At 68.2% G+C, this 18876-nt stretch carries 21 protein-coding genes; 11 read left to right on the forward strand and 10 right to left on the reverse strand.

Going from position 1 to position 18876, the window contains the following annotated elements; all coding sequences use genetic code 11:
- Positions 1-29 precede the first annotated feature (29 nt).
- Positions 30-578, forward strand: coding sequence for a ferritin (locus GPX89_RS21405; protein WP_157389848.1), 549 nt, complete (start codon positions 30-32; stop codon positions 576-578).
- Positions 579-761: 183 nt separating this feature from the next.
- On the opposite strand, the gene GPX89_RS21410 is transcribed toward GPX89_RS21405, so the two are convergent.
- The 4 genes from GPX89_RS21410 to GPX89_RS21425 all read right to left on the reverse strand — a co-directional run bounded on the left by GPX89_RS21410 (position 762) and on the right by GPX89_RS21425 (position 4165).
- Complete coding sequence (locus GPX89_RS21410) at positions 762-1679, reverse strand: DUF5926 family protein (RefSeq protein WP_157389411.1); 918 nt, start codon at positions 1677-1679, stop codon at positions 762-764.
- A 204-nt stretch (positions 1680-1883) separates the two neighbouring features.
- Positions 1884-2651, reverse strand: coding sequence for a glycerophosphodiester phosphodiesterase (locus tag GPX89_RS21415; protein ID WP_328602132.1), 768 nt, complete (start codon positions 2649-2651; stop codon positions 1884-1886).
- Positions 2648-3775 carry a DUF4328 domain-containing protein gene (locus GPX89_RS21420; protein ID WP_157389412.1) on the reverse strand — a complete coding sequence of 376 codons (1128 nt, stop codon included), beginning with the start codon at positions 3773-3775 and terminating at the stop codon, positions 2648-2650. Before GPX89_RS21420 ends, GPX89_RS21415 begins: the two co-directional genes overlap by 4 nt.
- 18 nt (positions 3776-3793) lie before the next feature.
- Positions 3794-4165, reverse strand: coding sequence for a rhodanese-like domain-containing protein (locus tag GPX89_RS21425; protein WP_328602133.1), 372 nt, complete (start codon positions 4163-4165; stop codon positions 3794-3796).
- 321 nt (positions 4166-4486) lie between these two features.
- On the opposite strand from GPX89_RS21425, the gene GPX89_RS21430 reads away from it, so the two are divergent.
- Entirely contained in the window at positions 4487-5098 is a 612-nt protein-coding gene (locus GPX89_RS21430) for a hypothetical protein (RefSeq protein WP_157389413.1), read from the forward strand.
- Between the two features lie 176 nt (positions 5099-5274).
- Here the strand turns inward: GPX89_RS21430 and msrA are convergent, their stop codons facing one another.
- Entirely contained in the window at positions 5275-5937 is a 663-nt protein-coding gene (gene msrA, locus GPX89_RS21435; RefSeq protein ID WP_157389414.1) for a peptide-methionine (S)-S-oxide reductase MsrA, read from the reverse strand.
- Positions 5938-6132: 195 nt separating this feature from the next.
- On the opposite strand from msrA, the gene GPX89_RS21440 reads away from it, so the two are divergent.
- From GPX89_RS21440 to GPX89_RS21450, 3 genes are all read left to right on the forward strand, one after another.
- Positions 6133-6756: a superoxide dismutase gene (locus tag GPX89_RS21440; protein ID WP_328602134.1), complete on the forward strand. Its 624-nt coding sequence runs from the start codon at positions 6133-6135 to the stop codon at positions 6754-6756.
- A gap of 204 nt (positions 6757-6960) precedes the next feature.
- Complete coding sequence (locus GPX89_RS21445) at positions 6961-7482, forward strand: peptidase (RefSeq protein ID WP_157389416.1); 522 nt, start codon at positions 6961-6963, stop codon at positions 7480-7482.
- Positions 7483-7773: 291 nt separating this feature from the next.
- Entirely contained in the window at positions 7774-8511 is a 738-nt protein-coding gene (locus GPX89_RS21450) for a TMEM165/GDT1 family protein (protein WP_157389417.1), read from the forward strand.
- Here GPX89_RS21450 and GPX89_RS21455 read toward each other — a convergent pair.
- Positions 8452-9090, reverse strand: coding sequence for a TetR/AcrR family transcriptional regulator (locus tag GPX89_RS21455; RefSeq protein ID WP_157389418.1), 639 nt, complete (start codon positions 9088-9090; stop codon positions 8452-8454). The two genes, GPX89_RS21450 and GPX89_RS21455, sit on opposite strands and share 60 nt — an antisense overlap.
- Before the next feature lie 26 nt (positions 9091-9116).
- Positions 9117-10025, reverse strand: a complete 909-nt coding sequence (locus GPX89_RS21460) for an SDR family NAD(P)-dependent oxidoreductase (protein WP_157389419.1) — start codon at positions 10023-10025, stop codon at positions 9117-9119.
- 145 nt (positions 10026-10170) lie between these two features.
- Here GPX89_RS21460 and GPX89_RS21465 point away from each other — a divergent pair, with 145 nt between their 5' ends.
- Positions 10171-10938, forward strand: coding sequence for an SDR family NAD(P)-dependent oxidoreductase (locus tag GPX89_RS21465; protein ID WP_328602135.1), 768 nt, complete (start codon positions 10171-10173; stop codon positions 10936-10938).
- Positions 10939-11137: 199 nt separating this feature from the next.
- On the opposite strand, the gene GPX89_RS21470 is transcribed toward GPX89_RS21465, so the two are convergent.
- The 3 genes from GPX89_RS21470 to GPX89_RS21480 form a co-directional block, all read right to left on the reverse strand.
- The gene (locus GPX89_RS21470) at positions 11138-11338 is read right to left on the reverse strand and encodes a cold-shock protein (protein WP_157389420.1); all 201 of its coding nucleotides are present in this window, start codon (positions 11336-11338) and stop codon (positions 11138-11140) included.
- A 314-nt stretch (positions 11339-11652) separates the two neighbouring features.
- Complete coding sequence (gene htpG, locus GPX89_RS21475) at positions 11653-13608, reverse strand: molecular chaperone HtpG (protein WP_328602136.1); 1956 nt, start codon at positions 13606-13608, stop codon at positions 11653-11655.
- Complete coding sequence (locus GPX89_RS21480; protein ID WP_157389421.1) at positions 13605-15308, reverse strand: TM0106 family RecB-like putative nuclease; 1704 nt, start codon at positions 15306-15308, stop codon at positions 13605-13607. The genes htpG and GPX89_RS21480 overlap by 4 nt, the downstream gene beginning before the upstream one ends.
- A gap of 156 nt (positions 15309-15464) precedes the next feature.
- On the opposite strand from GPX89_RS21480, the gene GPX89_RS21485 reads away from it, so the two are divergent.
- The 5 genes from GPX89_RS21485 to GPX89_RS21505 are packed head-to-tail and all read left to right on the forward strand — an operon-like array spanning position 15465 to position 18815.
- The gene (locus GPX89_RS21485) at positions 15465-16103 is read left to right on the forward strand and encodes a DUF6474 family protein (protein ID WP_157389422.1); all 639 of its coding nucleotides are present in this window, start codon (positions 15465-15467) and stop codon (positions 16101-16103) included.
- 7 nt (positions 16104-16110) lie between these two features.
- Positions 16111-16611 carry a hypothetical protein gene (locus tag GPX89_RS21490; protein WP_157389423.1) on the forward strand — a complete coding sequence of 167 codons (501 nt, stop codon included), beginning with the start codon at positions 16111-16113 and terminating at the stop codon, positions 16609-16611.
- A gap of 52 nt (positions 16612-16663) precedes the next feature.
- A complete protein-coding gene (locus tag GPX89_RS21495; RefSeq protein ID WP_157389424.1) occupies positions 16664-17317 on the forward strand; it encodes a YcnI family copper-binding membrane protein in 654 nt (217 codons plus the stop codon).
- Positions 17314-17850, forward strand: a complete 537-nt coding sequence (locus GPX89_RS21500; RefSeq protein WP_328602138.1) for a copper resistance CopC family protein — start codon at positions 17314-17316, stop codon at positions 17848-17850. The genes GPX89_RS21495 and GPX89_RS21500 overlap by 4 nt, the downstream gene beginning before the upstream one ends.
- On the forward strand, positions 17847-18815 hold the full coding sequence (locus GPX89_RS21505) for a copper resistance D family protein (RefSeq protein ID WP_328602139.1): 969 nt from the start codon (positions 17847-17849) through the stop codon (positions 18813-18815). Before GPX89_RS21500 ends, GPX89_RS21505 begins: the two co-directional genes overlap by 4 nt.
- The last annotated feature ends 61 nt before the right edge of the window (positions 18816-18876 follow it).

Consider the following 18876-nt stretch of genomic DNA (forward strand, 5'->3'; position numbering starts at 1 on the left):
GCCAAATTGCCGAGATTAATCTCATCCGCATGTCCACCCGAACCCAAGCCAAGACGAGCAAGTTCCACGCCCTGCTGCAGGATCAGATCCGCAACGAATTCAGCGCCGAACACCAGTACATCGCAATCGCGACGTGGTTCGACCATGCCGATCTTCCTGTCCTCGCGAAGTATTTCTACAAGCAGGCCGTCGAGGAACGCAATCACGCGATGATGATCGCGCAGTACCTGATGGATCAGGACAGCGCCGTCGAGATGCCCGGGATCGAGGCCGCCACTTCGAAATTCGCGAATGCCAAGGAGCCCATCGCCCTGGCCCTCGCGCAGGAGCAGACGGTGACCGAGCAGATCGTCCAGCTCGCCAAGACCGCCCGTGAAGAGGGCGACTACCAGGGCGAGCAGTTCATGCAGTGGTTCCTCAAGGAGCAGGTGGAGGAAGTGGCGACCATGCGGAAGCTGCTCACCGTGGCCGATCGGGCCAGCTCCAACCTGTTCGATCTCGAGAATTACGTACTGCGGGAGATGAGCGGCCCGTCGGATGCCTCGGGTGCTCCGCACACCGCTGGCGGCGCGCTCTAAATACCCCGCGGAGCGCTGTAATGCGCTCGGGCCGAGGCAATTCGGCCCACCCTGGTGGATTTCACGACAGGCCCGATCCCTGCACGGGATCGGGCCTGTCGCATGCGCTCGGTCATTCGGCGCGAAATATATATTCTTTCAATATCTTCCGCCGAGAAGAACCGTAATTCGTTCGGCTCGCGGTCAGCGCAGGGTGACCTGGCGCGACCGCAGGCCGTCGCGGGAACGACGCTCGTCGGAGGTCAGCGGAGCGTCGACCTTCAGAGCGGCGGCCAATTTCGCGCCGAATTCGCGTGCGGGGGCTTCCCATTCGCTCGCGTGCATCTCCCGATCCAGGTCGAAGACCGGGACCAGCAGCCCGTGCGTGCGGAACGAGCCCGCGAAACGCGAACCCTCGCCCAGGTGCAGATCACCGGCCGCGTGCAGGCGCGCCAGCGCCAGCATGAGCTGATCCTCGTCCTCGGGCCGCACCCAGCGCACGTGCGCCTTCTCACCGGCGTCCACCCACCAGGCCGCGCCGATCGCGTCCGCGCCCAGCTCCAGGCGGGCCGACGGCATGATCGCCTGATTCGCCTGCTCGATGGTGGCGGCCACCTGCGGGTCCGGGGTGACGCCCTCGGGCACCCACCAGTTGAAGTCCTGGTGCACGGTCAGGTCCAGGGCCGCACCCGGGTCCAGCACCTCCGTGAGGCGCGGCGCGCCGGCCGCGTCCGCGGCATTGAGCGACTCGCCCGGCTCGGCGGCCTGCGTCCACAGGATGGCGGCGGCCAGATCCGCGGCGGGATCGCCCGACTGGAACTGCACCTGCGTGCCGACGAAACCGACCGGCTCGTCACCGGCGCGGACCAGCGCGGCGACCGCGCCCGGCAGCACCGTGGCGAGGGTGACCGCCCGCTCGGCGGCGACATTCGGCGACAGCTTCAGCGTGGCGGTCGCCGACGGCACGAACTCCCGCAGCGCGACCAGATCGCACTCGGCGGCCAGGCCTTCGAAGGGCCGGGTCACGGCCGACGCCGCCGCCTCCTGCGCGGCGCGGCGGGCGGCCAGCTTCTCCGCGCGATTGCTGTCCGGCTTGGGACTATTGCGCTTGCTCTTACCCATGAGAGGAAAACCTACTGTGTTTGATGCCCTCCGCTTCGCTCCGGGCGGGTTTGCGGCGCTGCAAGTCTCGTTCTTCCCTCCCTCCGCTTCTCCGCTTCGCTCCCCCGCTCCGCTCAGTCCAGAACGAGACGCGCCGCAAACCGCCTGGTGATCCGTCCCCGAAGTGGATCGGCGGGTGGAGGGTCCGGCACGAAGTCTGCGAATTCAGGCAGTGGTGAGTACGGCTTTGGTGCGGGCCGGGTGGTTGGTGGCGACCCAGTCCACGCCCAGGTCGGCGCAGAGCTGGACGTCCTCGGGATCGTCGCAGGTCCAGACGTAGGTGGCGCGGCCCGCGGCGGCGGCCTTGTCGACCAGGTCGGGGTGCTCGCGCAGGGTCCGGACCGAAGGGCCGATCGCCGTCGCGCCGACCGTGTGCGCCGCGCCGCCGGAGAGGTAGAGCGAGGACTCGCCCAGCAGCACCGTGGGTAGCAGCGGGGCCGCGCGGCGGATGCGCCAGACGGCGGTGGCGGCGAAGGAGATGACCACGGCCCGCGCGTGATCCGCCGAGGCGGGCGCGCCGATGCCGTAGCGGTTGAGCTCGGTCAGCAGCGTGGTCTCCACCAGCGCGCCGTACCGGACCGGATGCTTGGTCTCGATGAAGAGCTTGGTGGGACGGCTCTTCCAGTCCAGCACCAGCTCGATGAGTTCGGACAGGGTGAGCACGCCCTCGGGCTCGGACTCGGTGCCGAAGTTCAACGCCTTCAGCTCCTCCAGGGTCATCTCGCTGACCGCGCCCGTCCCGTTCGAGGTGCGCTCCACGGTGCGGTCGTGCACGCAGACCAGATGCCCGTCACGGGTCAGGCGGATATCGCATTCGACACCGTCCGCACCCTCCTGCAGGGCGAGATCGTAAGCGGCGAGCGTGTGTTCGGGTCGAGTCCCCGACGCCCCCCGGTGCGCTACCACGAACGGCGCACGACTGGCCCGGCTCACTTCGCCAATACCTCCTGTTGCTCTGCCTCCGGCGACCCGCCGGAATCCGGTTCCACTGCCTCGGATTCCGTCTCGGGCGCGGTGACCTCATCATTCCCGACGGCGGCGACCGGCGCGCGCCCGGCGGAATCGGCCGCGCCCGGCCGCACCGGTTCGATCACCGGGCGGGCCGGCCCGGTGGCGATCACCCAGCGCCGCAGCGGCTTCGGACGACCCCGCAGATCCAGTCCCGCGAACGCGCGGACCAGGCCCAGCGAAGCGACCGCCACGGCCGCCGCGACCAGGTCCGTCCACATGCTCACCAGCACCCCGTCGGCCTGCACCTGCAGCGACTTCGCGAAGCGGTAGAGCATTGCCACCAGCACCAGCACCGCGTTCAGCAGCCAAGCGCCCCACCAGATCCGGACCGCCCGCAGCAGCCGCGAATCCGCGCCGGCGGCGATCCGCAGGCGGGCGGTCTCGGTCAGATACACCCCGGGCCACACCAGATTCACCACCGGGACCACACAACCCAGCACCAGGGAGCGCAGCGTGCGCGGATCGGCCTGGCCCAATTCGGCGTACGCGGCGCGACGGGTCTCGGTGAGCCAGCCGACCAGCGCCACCGCCGCAGCCAGCGCCAGCAGCATCGCGACGATCGAGGAAACGGTCACGGCCGCATCGGAAATCCACAGCAGCCAGGGCTGGATCAGCCGGGTGCGGTTGCGCAACAGGATCCCGTACCGGCCCAGTTCGGTGAGGGCGGTCAGCACGAACAGCCCGACGGTCGTCAGCAGCAGCGTGCCGACCCGCTCGGTCAGCGCGGCCAGCGGCCGGCGCGGGGCGGCCGCCTCGGCGGGCGGCCGATCGTGCAGGCCCCATTGCGGAATCTGGCGGTAGCGCGGCGTCTCCGCCGCGGGTCGCCGGACGGGCTGCGCGGCAGGCGATTTCCGGCCCGGCGGGCGCGCCACCCAGCGATAGTTGCGGCGATCCGCGGGCGCGTCCACGGGAGCGGGCGAGAGCAGCACGCCGTGGCAGCGCGGGCACCAGTGCAGTGGTTTGCCCTGTACCGCCCAGCGCGCGCCGCAGCGGGCGCACGGCTGTACGACGGCGGATCGCGATCGGCCCACCTGTCCCCCGTTCATCGCTCCACCTCTCCGCGCCTAGTAGATCTTCGCCTCGGGACCGTCACCGGCGAGCGGCCGCCCGGTCTGCTGCCAGGCCACCATGCCACCCGAGACATTGACGGCCTCGTAGCCGATCTGGTTCAGGTACTCGACCACCGCGATGGACCGGCCGCCCTGCCGGCAGATCACGTAGATCTCGGCGTCGATATCCAGTTCGTCGAGCCGGGCGGGCACATCGGTCATGGGGATATGGACGGCGCCGGGCGCGCGGCCGAGCTGCCATTCGTCGTCCTCACGGACGTCGAGGAGCTGGGCGGGCGCGGGCGCGGCCGAACCCCAGCCGTCGACGGCATCGAATTCCGCAGGCACCGCGTCGATCGGCACCGAGGGCACGTGGGAGTTCGTCACGGTTTCGATCCTGCCACGCGCGCGCGAGGGCTGTGGAGTTCCGTACCTGCGCACGGTCGGTTTCAGGAGTTATCCACATAATCCACAACCTGATCCACAGGTTGACAGCCGACCGAATAGTCCGAGTCCGCTCCGGTCGACCGATCCGGAAGTCCCCTCCCCCGTTCCGGAGCGGCCGACCTGAGGGCCTGTCCCAGAAGGCCCCATTCAGTCTGACGCCCCAGGTGAGCCCATGGTTCCGTTCGGATCGGAAAAAAACGACAACACTACCGAAAAACGGAAATCCTGGGCCGGGCCAGGCAAGATCGGTAGCCTGGCGCTATGACTGTGAGCAGGGGGCTACTCGACGGCCTGGACATCAAGGGACTCAACCTCGCGCTGTCGGAGGCAACCTGCCTCGGCATCGACGTCGACACGGAGAACGCCACGCTACGGCTGGAACTCGACGTGCTGACCCTGCCCGAGGACGGACCACCGCCCGCGGACTGCGATATCTACCTGACCCTCACCGGGGTCAGCCGGGTCGCCTGCTCGCTGCGCCGCCAGCGCTGGGACGACCTCGAGCCCGTTGTGCTCCCCCTCACCCTCGACGGCCTGCACGACGCCGTCAACAGCTTCGGCGGCGGCGCACTGCACGGCTGGGACTTCCTCGATCTGAGCGACAGCTCCTGGAGCCAGTGGAAGAAGCTGCTCAGCTTCGACACCGAACTGCGCGACACCCCCGGTGAGCACATGATGGAGTTCTCGCAGGAAGAGGGCATCGACCCGCGCGAGCTCGACCTGCGCATCTGGTTCGACGGCGTCGAGGTCACCGACAAGCAGGGCACCCCGATTCCGTTGCAGCAGTTCATCGACGGCGGCGTCCGCTGGTGGCAGGCCCATGACGCGGGCGACCCGCGCACTCAGCGACCGGACGTCGTTCCGCCCCTCTGAGGCGACCCAAGAGGTTTGGGGGCCTTGGTCCCCAAACCACGACGGTGCCAACTGATCTCGTGAGGTGGGGGTAACTCACCGGGAACGCCCAGAATTGGTTCGGCAGCCCACCGCCGGCACGGGTGCATGAGTCCCGACGGCTCCCCAGCCGCCCGCTGAAGGCCCGGGGAGGCGGCTCAGTAGCTCACACCGGTGCCGTGGTCGGGGCAGTAGCCGCCGGGATTCTTGGCCAGGTACTGCTGGTGATAGCCCTCGGCGTAGAAGAAGGCGGAAAGGTCGGGCAGCGGGGCGATCTCGGTGGTGATCTCGCCGAATCCGGCCGCCGTCAACCGTTCCTGATAGATCCCGCGGGTCTCCTCGGCCACCTTGAACTGCTCATCGTCGAAGGTGAACACGGCCGAGCGATATTGGGTGCCGCGGTCGTTGCCCTGTCGCATGCCCTGCGTTGGGTCGTGGTTCTCCCAGAATTGTTCGAGAATTCCGGCGAAGTCGATCACCCGCGGATCGAACACCACGAGCACGGATTCGGTGTGTCCGGTTCGCCCCGAGCAGGTTTCCTCGTAGGTCGGATTGGGGGTGAATCCGCCGGCGTAGCCGACCGCGGTGCTGTACACGCCGTCGAGCTGCCAATACCCCTGCTCGGCACCCCAGAAGCAGCCCATGGCCACCACCGCGAGCCGCATTTCCGGCGGGAAGGGCGGTTTCAACGGATGGCCGTTGAGGTAGTGCTTGTCCGGAACGACCAGCGGTTCGGAACGACCCGGCAGCGCTTGCTCGGCTGTCACCATGGTCGGTTCCGGTAGTCGCAAACGCCCAACGAACTCGTCGTACCACGACATGACTCGATGCTACGGGACCGGGCGAGACCGGCGGCGATGTTGCGATCGCTCGGATTCCAAAGGTTGGGAAAGATATACATCGGCCGGAATGTGGGGGCACGCAGCCCGGTTGCAGACGAGCGGGTGTACGAATGATGGTTGGGTGCGCCTCGGAACCATTCCGGGGGCACACGGCCCCGACACGAAAGGGACATCGTGGCTGTTTACACGCTGCCTGAACTTGATTACGACTACAGCGCCCTGGAGCCCTTCATCTCCGGGCAGATCAACGAGATCCACCACACCAAGCACCACGCGGCCTACGTCGCCGGTGTCAATGCGGCCCTCGAGAAGCTGGAGGAGGCGCGTGCCAAGGACGACCACGCCGCCATCTTCCTGAACGAGAAGAACCTCGCGTTCCACCTCGGCGGCCACGTGAACCACTCCATCTGGTGGAAGAGCCTGTCCAAGGACGGCGGCGACAAGCCGGTCGGCGATCTGGGCTCGGCCATCGACGAGGAGTTCGGCTCCTTCGACAAGTTCGTCGCGCAATTCTCGGCGGCCGCCAACGGCCTGCAGGGCTCGGGCTGGGCGTGGCTGGGCTACGACACCCTGGGCAACAAGCTGCTCACCTTCCAGCTGACCGACCAGCAGGGCAACGTGCCGCTCGGCATCATCCCGCTGCTCGGCCTGGACATGTGGGAGCACGCCTTCTACCTGCAGTACAAGAACGTCAAGGCGGACTACGTCAAGGCGTTCTGGAACGTCGTGAACTGGGCCGAAATCCAGGAGCGCTACACCAAGGCCGTCGCCCAGGGTAAGGGCCTGATCTTCGGCTGATTGCCCGAGTCGGGGTTTCGTACACCCGATCTCCGGTTATTCGAAAGACCCGTGGACCACTCGGTTCGCGGGTCTTTCGCATTTCGAGAGGCCGGGTGCTAGCACTCTTTGGTACTTGTGTGCCAGTTCTATTCGGGTACAACCTGGTGTTCACACTGGCAACATTGGGCACAGCCGCCCCCTGGAGGGTTCGGGAGGCACATCATGAGTGATCAGATCGGCGTCATGCCGTTCCATGCGCGCGGCTCGCTGCAGGGTTTCGTGATCTCCGGCCGATGGCCGGATTCCACCAAGGAATGGGCGCAGGTGCTGGTGCTCGCGGTGCGGGTGGCCGGACTGCCGGGACTGTTGCCGACCTCGACGGTGTTCGGGGCGCGCGAGGAGCTGCCCGAGGATCCGGATCCGGCGATGGTGGGCCTGGTGATCGCCGAGGGCACGGTGCTCGGCACCGAAGGGTTGCAGCCGGGCATGTTTGCCGGACATGTGCCACCGGCGTTGATCATGCTGCACCCGCCGCGCGAGACGCGGCCCTCGCTGCCCGAGTGCGCGGGCGCGGCCTCCGGGTGCCTGCTGCTGCCGGGCCTGCCGCACCTAGGACTGGAACATCGGGCGGCCTGGGTGGAAACCGACAGCGACGGCACGGTGACCTCGATGGTTTCGCGAGTGGGCGTGAATCCGATCAGCGATCCCGACACCGCGGTTCTGGCCATGCTGCTGGCCGCGTAAGGGTACCCGAAACCTTCCGGCAGCATCGCCAAACTTATTGCGCGCATTGCGATTTGGGCGACAGTCGTTTGCACGCGCCCGGTTTGCCGGAGTAGCATGGCCTTGAGCGAAGGGGAGTAGCCCCCAATCACGCCGTCGACATACTGATCCTTCCCGGGTCCGGCGCGTGAACCGGATCGAATCCGGTGGGCGAGACCTTCGGCCGATGAAAACCAAACCGATTGACCGGTGCGGTGTCGGCTGAAGCGTCCGCATTCAGCCGACAGGCCGGAGACCTGGGAGCAGACCTTCATGATCGCCACGATATTGCTGAGCTTCGGCGTGCTCTTCCTCGCCGAACTGGGCGATAAATCGCAACTCATGGCCTTGACGTTCGCGCTGCGTTACCGCTGGTGGGTGGTGCTGTCCGGCATCACGGTCGCCAGCATTCTGGTGAACCTGATCGCCGTCGGCGTCGGCCATTTCCTCGGCGCGGCCCTGCCGACCGGCGTCATCTCCGTGTTCGCCGCGGCCACCCTCCTCGGCGTCGGACTCTGGACCCTGCGCGAGACCCTGCCGTCGAACTCGACGGGCGAGACCGAAGAGGTTGTGTCGCAGCCCAAGTCGCGCAATGCGTTCCTGGTCGTGGTGTCGGCGTTCCTGCTGGCCGAGCTCGGCGACCGGACCATGTTCGCCACCATGGCCCTGGCCACCAAGAACGGCTGGGTCGCGGTGTGGATCGGCTCGGTGGCGGGCATGGTGGCCGCGGGCGGGCTGGCCATCCTGATCGGCGTCACCATCGGCAAGCACATTCCGGAGCGGACCATCGCGGTCTGCTCGGGCCTGTTGTTCCTGTACTTCGGCGCGCTGACGCTGCTGGAGACCTTCGCCCACGGCCTGGGCACCCCGGTGGGCGCGGTGCTGGCGCTGGCGCTGCCCGCGCTGGCGGGCGGCATCTTGGTCCTGCTGAGCCGCCGCGGCGCGGAACCCTCAGTCGCCGAGCACGGTGTCGCCGAACAGTTCTCCGCTACGCCGCACGAGGTCCAGTAGCGGCTCCCGCAATTCGCGCAGCCCGTCCAGGTCGCCGACCGCGATGCGCGCGGTGACCATGGCGCTCAGCGCCGCGACCAGGGTCTGGCACGCGAAGCGCTGGGACTCGGTGTCCGCGCCGAGCACATCGGCGACCATGGCCACGAAGGTCTCCTGCAGCTGGGTGCGGCGGGCGATGGCCTCCGGGCCGACGGCGTAGACCTCGACGAGAAACAAACGGGCGTAAGCGGGTTGGCCGGCCAGCGCCTCCAGGTACGCGCCCAGCAGGCGGCCCATCCGTTCCGTGCGGGTCTCGCCGTCGAATTCCGCGCCCGTCGCCGCGAGGACTCCGGTCAGCATGAGCTCCACCGCACGCTCGTAGGCGGCCTCGAAACAGTCCTCCTTGGAACGGAATTGCTCGTAGAAGGTCTCGCGGGAGACGCCGGCCCGTTTGATGACCGCGGCGACCGGCGTTCCCACATAACCGTTCTCGGTCATCGCCTCGGCCATGGCGAGCAGGATGCGGTCGCGCTGCGCGGCGACGACGGTCTCCCGGGGGAGGCCGTGGCGGCCGCGGGGCAGTTGGCGGGTTGCGGGCATAGGCGGGACTCCATTGGCCGGTGCGTTCAGGCGAGCTTTCTCATTCTGCGGGGTCGGGCCGGTTGTTCGGTGGTGAAGCCGGTCGGTTCGGTGCGCGCGATCTCCAATCCGCCCGCGACGCCGCCGCGCAGCGAGTAGTCGACCAGGAGCTGAGCCAGCGGGCGACACCACAGCACCATGCTCACCCAGTAGGGCGAGACGATGCGGCGGGAGCGGCGGGCCAGGGCCCGTTCACAGGCGTCGATGGCCGGACCCAGCGGCGCGATGCCGGACACCGTGGAACGGCCCAGGATGCTGCGGGCCGCCTCGGTGCCGAAACCGCGGCTGGTCATCTCGGTGTCGAGTTCGGCGAAGTAGGCCATGCCGACCCGGGCCCCGGTGTGGCGCAATTCGATGCGCAGGGTGTCGCCGAGCGCCTCCACGGCCGCCTTGGAGGCGCTGTAGGCCCCGGCCAGGGGTAGGTGGATCGCGGCGGCCAGCGAGGAGATGAGCAGGACGTAACCGTCGCGGTGCGCGAGGTGGGGCCCGGCGGCGCGCAGCGTGTAGTAGACGCCGAGGACATTGACCGTGAGGGTCTCCTCCAGGACGGTGGGGTCACCGCTGAGCAGCGAGAGTTGCCGGGCGATACCGGCATTGCACACGACGGCGTCCAGGCCGCCCAGTTCGGCGGTGAGGGAATTGACCACCCGCTGCACCTGGGCCGGATCGCCGATATCGCAGTAGCGCCAGGGCGCGTCACCGCAGTCGGCCGCGACCTGGGCCAGCAACGTCTCCTCGATGCCGAGCAGGGCGACGCGCGCCCCGTGGTGGTGCAGCTGCCGGGCCAGGGCGGCACCGATCCCCCGGGCCGCGCCGGTGATCAGGATGCGTTTGCCGGCCACGCGCGGGGCCGAACGTCGAAATCCGCGGCGATGACCGGCCGCGCTGGCATTCATGTATGCGAAACTACCACTTAGACGAACACCCGTGTTCGCAAATCTTGCGAGCAACCCCTCGCAGGGCACGCGCCCGCCCCCGCTATCGTGCCTATTGACGGAGGGCCAGTGAGAGGGCCGTCCACAGTCGAGAGGACCAATCACCGTGGAGATTTCGGGCTCCGCCGCCATTGTCACCGGAGGTGCGTCCGGTCTGGGTGCGGCCACCGCCAAGCGCTTCGCCGACCTGGGCGCGACCGTGTTCGGCCTGGATCTGGCTCAGTCCATCGAGCGCGCGGGCGACAGCGTCCCCGCCGGTGTCACCCTCATCCCGACCGACGTCACCAGCGGTGACGAGGTGGCCGCCGCGGTCGCCAAGGTCGTGGAATCCGGTGTGCCGCTGCGCATCGTCGTCAACTGCGCGGGCGTCGGCTGGGCGGGACGCATCCTGTCCAAGAACGGCCCGCACGACCTCGAGCTGTTCCGCACGGTGATCACCGTGAACCTGCTGGGCTCCTTCAATGTCATGCGCCTGGCCGCCGACGCGATCGCCAAGACCGAGCCGGTCGACGAGTACGGCCAGCGCGGCGTCATCATCAACACCGCGTCGGTCGCGGCGTTCGAGGGCCAGATCGGCCAGATCGCCTACTCCGCCTCCAAGGGCGGCGTCACGGGCATGACCGTTCCGGCCGCGCGCGACCTGGCGCAGTTCGGCATTCGCGTGAACACCATCGCCCCCGGCACCGTCGACACCCCGATGCTCGCCCACGTCACGGAGGAGTACCGCAAGAGCCTCGAAGCCGGAATCCCGTTCCCGTCGCGCCTGGGCCGCCCGGACGAGTACGCGCAGCTGGCCCAGTACATCACCGAGCACGACTACCTGAACGGCGAGACCATCCGCATGGACGGCGCTCTCCGCATGGCTCCGCGCTGACGCTGGGTCTTGGGGTTTCACCCCCCAAACCCCCACAAGGGAAGCCGGGGGCGTTGCCCCCGGACCCCCGATAGACGACGGGACCCGCACCTCAGGGGTCCCGGGACGCCTTCGGACCCCCAAAAGACAACAGGGCCCGCACCTTTCGGTGCGGGCCCTGTTACTTAGGCTTTGACGGCGCGAGAGCCGCTACAAGACCTCAGTGAGGACGGACGGCCGCGGCCTGCGGGCCCTTCTTGCCCTCGGTGATCTCGAAGGAGACCGACTGGCCCTCTTCGAGCTGCTTGTAGCCGTTGCCCTCGATCTCCGAGTAGTGGACGAAAACGTCGGGGCCGTCTTCGCGGGCGATGAAGCCGTAGCCCTTCTCCGCGTTGAACCACTTGACGGTGCCCTGAACCATTACCTTCTCCTGACGAGGTGTTTCTTTTGTTGCGTGGGCGTCACGGTCGCGACACCCGGGGTCGATCAGAAGGCGGCTTACAACTTGCTCAGCAAGGTGAAGCGACGCCCGCACAATGTTCCGCGCGAGCATGTTGAACACGAACACGAAAAACTTACGACCAAGACGTACAACGTACGCGTCCGCGAGGAGTTCCCGAAATCGCCGCGAGATGTGGATCGTCACATTTGCGACAAAACGCTATGACCGATTCCCGCTTGCTATAGGTCGGGCTCCTGCGGTTTTGCCGCAGGAGCCCGATCGGAGCCCGAATCTCAGAGCGTGCGGGTCAGGCGGTCGGCCAGGATTCGCGCGAAGTGCGCGGGATCCTTCAGCTCGCCGCCCTCGGCCAGAACGGCCGTGCCGTAGAGCAATTCGGCGGTCTCGGTCAGCGCCTCGGGCTTCTCGGCGTCGTCCTTGACCGCCGCGTACGCGTCGCGCAGACCGGTGACGAGCGCGTGCGTCGGGTTCAGTTCGAGGATGCGCTTGCTGTGCGGCAGCTCCTGACCGGAGGCGCGGTACATGCGCTCGAGCATCGGAGTGAAATCGAACACATCACCCACGATGCAAGCCGGGGAGGTGGTGAGCCGGTTGGTCAGGCGCACCTCCTTCACGTCCGCGTCGAGCACGCCCTGCAGCCAGCCCAGGACATCGGAGAAGTCCTTGGTCTGCTGCTCGCGCAGCGCCTCGGACTCCTTCTTCTCGTCCTCGGACTCCAGGTCCACCTCGCCCTTGGCGATGGAGACGATGGGCTTGCCCTCGAACTCGGTGACCGCGCCGACCCACATCTCGTCGACCGGGTCGGTCAGCACCAGCACCTCGAGGCCCTTGGCCTTGAACGCCTCGATGTGCGGGGAGTTCTCGATCTGCTGACGGGTCTCGCCGGTCATGTAGTAGATGGCCGACTGGGACTCCGGCATCCGCTCGACGTACTCGGCCAGCGAGGTCTGCTCGGTCTCCGAATGCGTGGACGCGAAAGCCGAGACGCCCAGGATGGTTTCGCGGTTGTCCGGGTCGGACAGCAGGCCCTCCTTGAGGACCCGGCCGAATTCCTTCCAGAACTCCCAGTACTTGGTCTTGTCCTCGGCGTTGCGCAGGTCCTTGACCGTGGACAGCACCTTGCGCACCAGGCGCTTGCGGATCATCTGGATCTGGCGGTCCTGCTGCAGGATCTCGCGAGAGACATTGAGCGACAGGTCCTGCGCGTCCACCACGCCCTTGACGAAGCGCAGATACTCGGGCATCAGCTCTTCGCAGTTGTCCATGATGAACACCCGGCGCACGTACAGCTGGACGCCGCGCTTGTGCTCACGGGTGAACAGGTCGAACGGCGCGTGCGACGGAATGAACAGCAGCGCCTGGTATTCGAAGGTGCCCTCGGCCTTCATGGGGATGATCTCGAGCGGATCGTCCCAGGCGTGCGAGACGTGCTTGTAGAACTCGGTGTACTCCTCGTCGGAGACCTCCGAGCGCGGGCGGGTCCACAGCGCCTTCTGCGAATTCAGCGTCTGGGTCTCGACCAGGGTCTTCTCGGTCTTGTCCTCGCCCTCGCCGTCCATGACGGTGCGCTCGACATCCATGCGGATGGGCCAGGCGATGAAATCCGAGTACTTCTTGACGATTTCGCGGAGCTTCCACTCCTGCGTGTAGTCGAAGAGGTGGTCCTCGTCGTCGGAAGGCTTGAGGTGCAGCGACACCGAGGTGCCCTGCGGGGCGTCGTCGAGTTCCTCGATCGAATAGGTGGGACTGCCCGCCTCGGATTCCCAGCGGGTGCCGGTGGGCTCGCCCGCCTTACGGGTGGTCAGGGTGACCTTGTCGGCCACCATGAACGTCGAGTAGAAGCCGATGCCGAACTGGCCGATCAGCTCCTCGGCCTGCTGGTCGTCCGGTTTGGCCTCCAGCAGCTGCTTGCGCAGCGCGGCGGTACCCGACTTGGCCAGCGTGCCGATCAGGTCCACGACCTCGGCCCGCGACATGCCGATGCCGTTGTCCCGCACGGTGAGCACGCGGTTGTCGCGGTCGACCTCGAGCTCGATGTGCAGATCGGAGGTGTCGGCTTGCAGGTCCTTGTCGCGGTAGGTCTCCAGACGCAGCTTGTCCAGCGCGTCGGAGGCATTGGAGACCAACTCCCGCAGGAAGGTGTCCTTGTTCGAATACACCGAGTGAATCATCAGCTCCAGCAGCTGATGGGTCTCGGCCTGAAACTCCAGGTGTTCGATGTGTTCGGTCACGACGCGATATTACGACGGGCGAAGTCGGCGATGCCCGGAACCTCGGCGTCGGCCCGATCGGTCATCCAGTCCCGCAAGACCTTCGTGGCCTGCACGTCGTCCTCGTTGTATTCCAGGATGCGGGTGCGCTGGGACAGGTCCGGCTCGCCGCCGTCGTAGGCGACGGCCAGGCGGTACCAGGCCATGGACGCCTCGCCGCCCGCTTCCGCGTCACGCCAATGGAATCCGGCGACCGGCGCGATCTTCTTGAGGCCCTTGCCGTTCGGGCAGATGAACTGCTCCGACACCGCCTGGAACATGTCCACCCACTGTGGGCCGTCCACGAACTGCTGCACCTGGCGCTCGGTGGGGATGCCGGGGCGGCCCGCGAAACGGCGGGCCGACTCGTAGAGCCACTTGTCCTCGGCGGTGCGGGAATAGCAATAGGCGGCAAAGGATTTGCCGTCGGCGGCGGCCTGGGCGCGGATCTCCATGAGCCAGGTCCAGAACTCGGCGAAGGAACGGCCCTCGTCCTCGGTGGGCAGCGGATCCCAGGTGACGAAGGGGCGGTAGACGCCGTCGAGCAGGGTGCCCCACAGGTAGGCGCCGTGCTCCTGGAAGCTCTCCAGGTCCACGTCCACCTCGACATCCGCGCGGGTGACGCGCACCCGGTCGACCCGGCGGACCAGGGGCGCGCCGGTGGCCCACGCGCGGGCGGTGACCACGGTCTCGGTGAAGGGCTCGTACTGCCAGTCGTCGGGTTCGTCGCCGCTCCAGGCGGCCAGATCGTCGATGGTCTCGACACCGTGGCGGCGCAAGGTCTCCGCGCGCGAACCCGGGGCCACCAGGCTCACGTCGCGATGCTCGGCCAGCCACTGCTCACAGCTGCGGCCGCCCTCCTCGGGCGCCCGGCTCCACCACGGGCACTGCCGGCACTCGGGGACTTTCGAAGGGACCGTGGGGAGTTCACCGCGCACCACCGCGATACGGTCGGCGTAGCGGACGTCGTAGTCGTCCAGGATCGGACCGAGATCGTGCACCAGGACGCGGTCGAAGTGGTAGCCGATCGCGCCGCCCACCAGCGCCGGGCCGGCCAGGCCGTGCCGCTGCAACATGCGGTAGAGATGCGCCAGGCGCTGCTGGTCGCGCGGCTGCGGGCGGGTCCGGACGTGCTTGTCCGGCTTCGGATTCCAGTCGAAGAGGTCGCTGGTCGTCGGGTGGTAGTCGGCCGGGTCGGGCTGGCGCGGATCGGTCACCTTGTGGTTCACCACGATGACCGGGATGTACCCGCCGCGATCGGTGTCGCGCCAAAGGATTTCGCACCCGCCGCGGCGGCCGGTGTCGGCCTCCTGCGGAAGCAGCCCGCCCCAGATGCGTTCGGCCCCGGCCTCCATGGCGGCCACGGTGGCCGCGGCCCGCTGGGTCGCGGGCTGTTTCGGATCGATGACCGTCCAGCGTTCGGGCGCGGCCCCAACCAGCGTGTCCCGCACATGCAATCGATGCGCCGCCGCGGCTTCCCGCCGCTGCTGCACGCCGGCGTCCTCGGCTACACCGGTCAACACGCCCGGATGGGTGGCGTCCAGATGAAGCCGGTGCCGACATCCGATCAGCGAACGCGCGTCGAGAAACGCAGCCCGCTCGCCATGGTCACCGATGCCCGAATACACGCCAGTCAGTATGGCCCGAACCTCTGACAGGGGCGTCGGCCCGCCCCGTCTCATCACTTGGGCGCGCCACGATGTGGCACCAAAACCGCCGGGCGCTCACTGCTCCGCGAGCCCACCCGTTAGGGTGATTCGCAAACTGTGTTTCATGGGCGGACAGGCAAACCCCCGGCCCTGTGCTGCCATGGCGAACCAGCATGACGGAGGCCATTTATGGGGTTGTTCGGCAAGCGCAAGAAGAAGGTGAGCCGCCGCGCCGAGGCGAAAGCCCTCAAGCACAAGGCCGGTATGGAGGCCAAGCTCGGCGCGCGCAACGAGCGCAAGAAGAACCGCGCCGAGGTGCGCACGCAGAAGCAGGTCGCCAAGGCCGAGATCGCCAAGCTGCAGGCCGAGGAGAAGGCGGCGAACAAGATCGCCGCCCGCGCCGAGCGGGATGTGTTCAGCACGGCCTCGGTCAAGAAGTACCTGGGCGTGGCGCGCATCCTGGTGCCGGTGCTGGCGCCGCTGGCCTACCGCGGCGCGACCTTCGTGCGCGGGCAGCTCGACACCCGCCGCGCGCAGCAACTGGGTGTCGGACTCGATCAGCTCGGCGAGTTCTCCGGTCCGGGCGCGAAGCTGCAGGCGCGCATCGCCAGCGCCGAGACCACGCTCTCGGAGATCGAGAAGAAGAACTCCGACGCCGAGACCGGGAAGTTCGTGGCCGCGAGCCGCGACCGCCTCGACAGCCTGTCCGCGGCCACCCGCACCGCGGCCCAGATGCCGGTGCAGCGCCGCCGCGCCGTGCACGCCTCCATCTCGAACGAGCTCTCCGGTCTCGAGGCCGACGTGCTCGCCCGTCTCGGCGTGAACTGAGTACCCCATGAGCTCGGTGCGCGGCGGACTGGCAGGTGTCGCCATGGCGACCCTGGCGGTCGGCGCGCACGGGTTCGCGGGCGGCGGCTATCCCGAGTCCTCGGGCGTGATGCTGCTGGTACTGGTGACGGCCGCGCTCGGCGCGCTGGCCGCCGCCCTCCGCCCGCGCGCCACGCTGCCCGCTCTCATGCTGCTGGGCCAGCCGCTGTGCCACATCGCGCTGAGCGGGCTGGTGCAGCACGGACATCCCGCGCACGCAATGGAATTCGCCGGTCACGGCCCGATGGCGATCGCGCACGCGGTGGCCGCCCTGGGCTGTGCCGGGCTGATCCTGATCGTCGAGCGGCTCTACGAACTGATCTCGCACGCGGTCCGGGTGGTGCTCACCCGACCGGCGGGACTTCCGGTCTGCGGCGCGCTCCCGCGCCGGCCGCGCTCGACCTCGACCCCGAAAACCCTTCTCGCACTGGGCGCGATCGGACCGCGCGCGCCACCGGTTACGGCGTAACCCCTGCCCCTAACTCCCCCGTAACCATTGTCAGAGAAGGCAATCCCCTTTCATGAACACCTCTCTTTCGCGTGCCCTCGTCACGTCCGCGGCCGCGTCCGGGCTGCTGCTGGTCGGCACCGGCGTCGCCTCCGCACACGTCGCCGTGGACGCCCCCGGCGCGAGCCAGGGCGGCTACACCGTCGCCACCTTCCGGGTGCCGGACGAGTCCGACGCCGCCTCGACCACCAAAGTCTCGGTGGCGCTGCCGAATCTGAAGAGCGCCCGCACCGAGGCGATGGCGGGCTGGACCTCCAGCGTCGAGAAGAACGCCCAGGGCGACATCGTCTCGGTCACCTGGACCGCCAACCCGGGTAACCCCGGTGTGGCCCCCGGCCAGTTCCAGCGCTTCGCGGTCTCGGTGGGCCCGCTGCCCAAGCAGGAGAAGGTCAGCTTCAACGCGACCCAGACCTACAGCGACGGCAAGGTCGTCGAATGGAACCAGCCGATGAACGCGGACGGCAGCGAACCCGAGCACCCCGCGCCCGAGCTCACCCTGGCCAAGAGCAACGGCGGCGATGACGACGCCCCCGCCGCCGCGGACGCCAAGAGCGACAAGGGCGGCACCGACAACACCGCCCGCTGGCTCGGCGGCGTCGGCCTGGCGCTGGGCGCACTCGGTGCGGCCCTGGGCCTGGGCAGTGTCCTCCGAGGACGTCGGTCGTGATCCGCAAACTGCTGACCGCCCTGGTGACCGGCCTGCTGGTCGCCGGATTCGCGCTGCTGAGCGGCGGTGTCGCCGACGCGCACTCCGCACCCATCGGTTCCAGCCCGGAGAACGGCTCGTCGATCGACGCCTCGCCGGCGTCGGTGAGCATCACCTTCAACGAGAACCTGCAGCCCGCCTACCCGTCCATGACGGTCACCGGGCCGGACGGCAACCTGTGGTCCAAGGGGCAGCCCAAGGTGGAGGGGCCGACGATCAGCGTCGAGGTCGGTGAGCTCGGCCCGGTCGGCGAGTACACCATCGCCTACCGCGTGACCTCCGCGGACGGGCACCCGGTCAGCGGCAAGCGCACCTTCACCCTGACCAAGGCGGGCAATGGAACTCCCGGCCCCAAGGCCGACGCCAATGCCAAGTCCGGCGGCTCCGACGGCGGCGGCGTGCCGCTGTGGGTGTTCGTCGTGGGCGCGATCGTCCTGTTCGGCGGCGGCCTGGCCTTCGCCCTGTTCGGTGGAAGAGGCAAGCAGCGCAAGTGAATCGGCCCGACCGCACCGATCGTCGCCGAGAGCGCGGGACGACCGGCGGTAGCAGCTCACCCAGATGGCTACTGCTGCTGGTCATCCCGGTCGCGCTCGACGGTGCGGCGCTGGCCTGGATATTGGCGGGCAATGATCCGGTGCAGGCCGAGGCGCCGATCCGGGTCATGGCCGACTGCGCGGGCGCGAGCGTGCTCGGGCTGGCCGCGCTGCCCCGGCTGTCGGACCGGCTGACACCGCGCTGGCGGCTGCTCACCCTGCTGGCCGCCGTCTGGGCGGCAATGGAATTCGGCATGCTGGTGCTGGAGGCCGCCGAGGTGCAAGGGGTCGCGGAGCAGCGGATGAGCGCCGCCCAGTTCGGCGACTTCCTCACCCAGGTGAGTGGCGGGCAGATCGGCATCGCGATCCTCATCGGGTGCGGTGCGGTCGCGATCTACAGCGCCTTCGGTTTTCGCAATCCGGATCGCGCCGCCGCCGACCTGGTGCTGGTGTTCACCGCGGTCACGCTGGCCCTGCGGCCGATCACCGGGCACATGTCGCAGCAGACGCTGGGCTCGGTGCTGGCGGCGGTGCACGCGCTGGCGGCCGCGGCCTGGTTCGGGCTGCTGCTGGCGCTGGCGCTGACCGTGCGCACCCGGGGCGAATGGGCGACGCTGCTGCCCCGGTACTCGAATTGGGCGCTGCCGCTGGTGGTTACGGTGCTGGTGACCGGGGTGATCAACGGGCTGGTCCGGATCGGTGGGGTGGCTCCGCTGGTCGAGACCGGCTACGGGCGCATCCTGCTGGCGAAGACGATCCTGCTCTGTGTCCTGGTCGCCTTGGGCTGGTGGTGGCGGCGCAGCTGGGTGCCCAAGGTCGCCGATCATCGCATGAACGCGGACGCCTCGCTGCGCCGTGCGATTGTGGAAGTGCTGGTGATGGCGCTAGTCTTCGGGCTGGCCGGAACGCTGGCCATCACCGCGTGAGTCGATCGGGTCGTCCCGAATCCGCGTGTGCCGCCTCATAGATGGCATGCATCACAAGATC

Source organism: Nocardia terrae (assembly GCF_009760405.1).
Lineage (GTDB): Bacteria > Actinomycetota > Actinomycetes > Mycobacteriales > Mycobacteriaceae > Nocardia > Nocardia terrae.

Coding starts and splice junctions, on each gene's coding strand:
- GPX89_RS21405 (WP_157389848.1), top strand. CDS start 30: ATGTCCACCCGAACCCAAGCCAAGACGAGCAAGTTCCACGCCCTGCTG.
- GPX89_RS21410 (WP_157389411.1), bottom strand. CDS start 1,679: ATGGGTAAGAGCAAGCGCAATAGTCCCAAGCCGGACAGCAATCGCGCG.
- GPX89_RS21420 (WP_157389412.1), bottom strand. CDS start 3,775: ATGAACGGGGGACAGGTGGGCCGATCGCGATCCGCCGTCGTACAGCCG.
- GPX89_RS21430 (WP_157389413.1), top strand. CDS start 4,487: ATGACTGTGAGCAGGGGGCTACTCGACGGCCTGGACATCAAGGGACTC.
- msrA (WP_157389414.1), bottom strand. CDS start 5,937: ATGTCGTGGTACGACGAGTTCGTTGGGCGTTTGCGACTACCGGAACCG.
- GPX89_RS21445 (WP_157389416.1), top strand. CDS start 6,961: ATGAGTGATCAGATCGGCGTCATGCCGTTCCATGCGCGCGGCTCGCTG.
- GPX89_RS21450 (WP_157389417.1), top strand. CDS start 7,774: ATGATCGCCACGATATTGCTGAGCTTCGGCGTGCTCTTCCTCGCCGAA.
- GPX89_RS21455 (WP_157389418.1), bottom strand. CDS start 9,090: ATGCCCGCAACCCGCCAACTGCCCCGCGGCCGCCACGGCCTCCCCCGG.
- GPX89_RS21460 (WP_157389419.1), bottom strand. CDS start 10,025: ATGAATGCCAGCGCGGCCGGTCATCGCCGCGGATTTCGACGTTCGGCC.
- GPX89_RS21470 (WP_157389420.1), bottom strand. CDS start 11,338: ATGGTTCAGGGCACCGTCAAGTGGTTCAACGCGGAGAAGGGCTACGGC.
- GPX89_RS21480 (WP_157389421.1), bottom strand. CDS start 15,308: ATGAGACGGGGCGGGCCGACGCCCCTGTCAGAGGTTCGGGCCATACTG.
- GPX89_RS21485 (WP_157389422.1), top strand. CDS start 15,465: ATGGGGTTGTTCGGCAAGCGCAAGAAGAAGGTGAGCCGCCGCGCCGAG.
- GPX89_RS21490 (WP_157389423.1), top strand. CDS start 16,111: ATGAGCTCGGTGCGCGGCGGACTGGCAGGTGTCGCCATGGCGACCCTG.
- GPX89_RS21495 (WP_157389424.1), top strand. CDS start 16,664: ATGAACACCTCTCTTTCGCGTGCCCTCGTCACGTCCGCGGCCGCGTCC.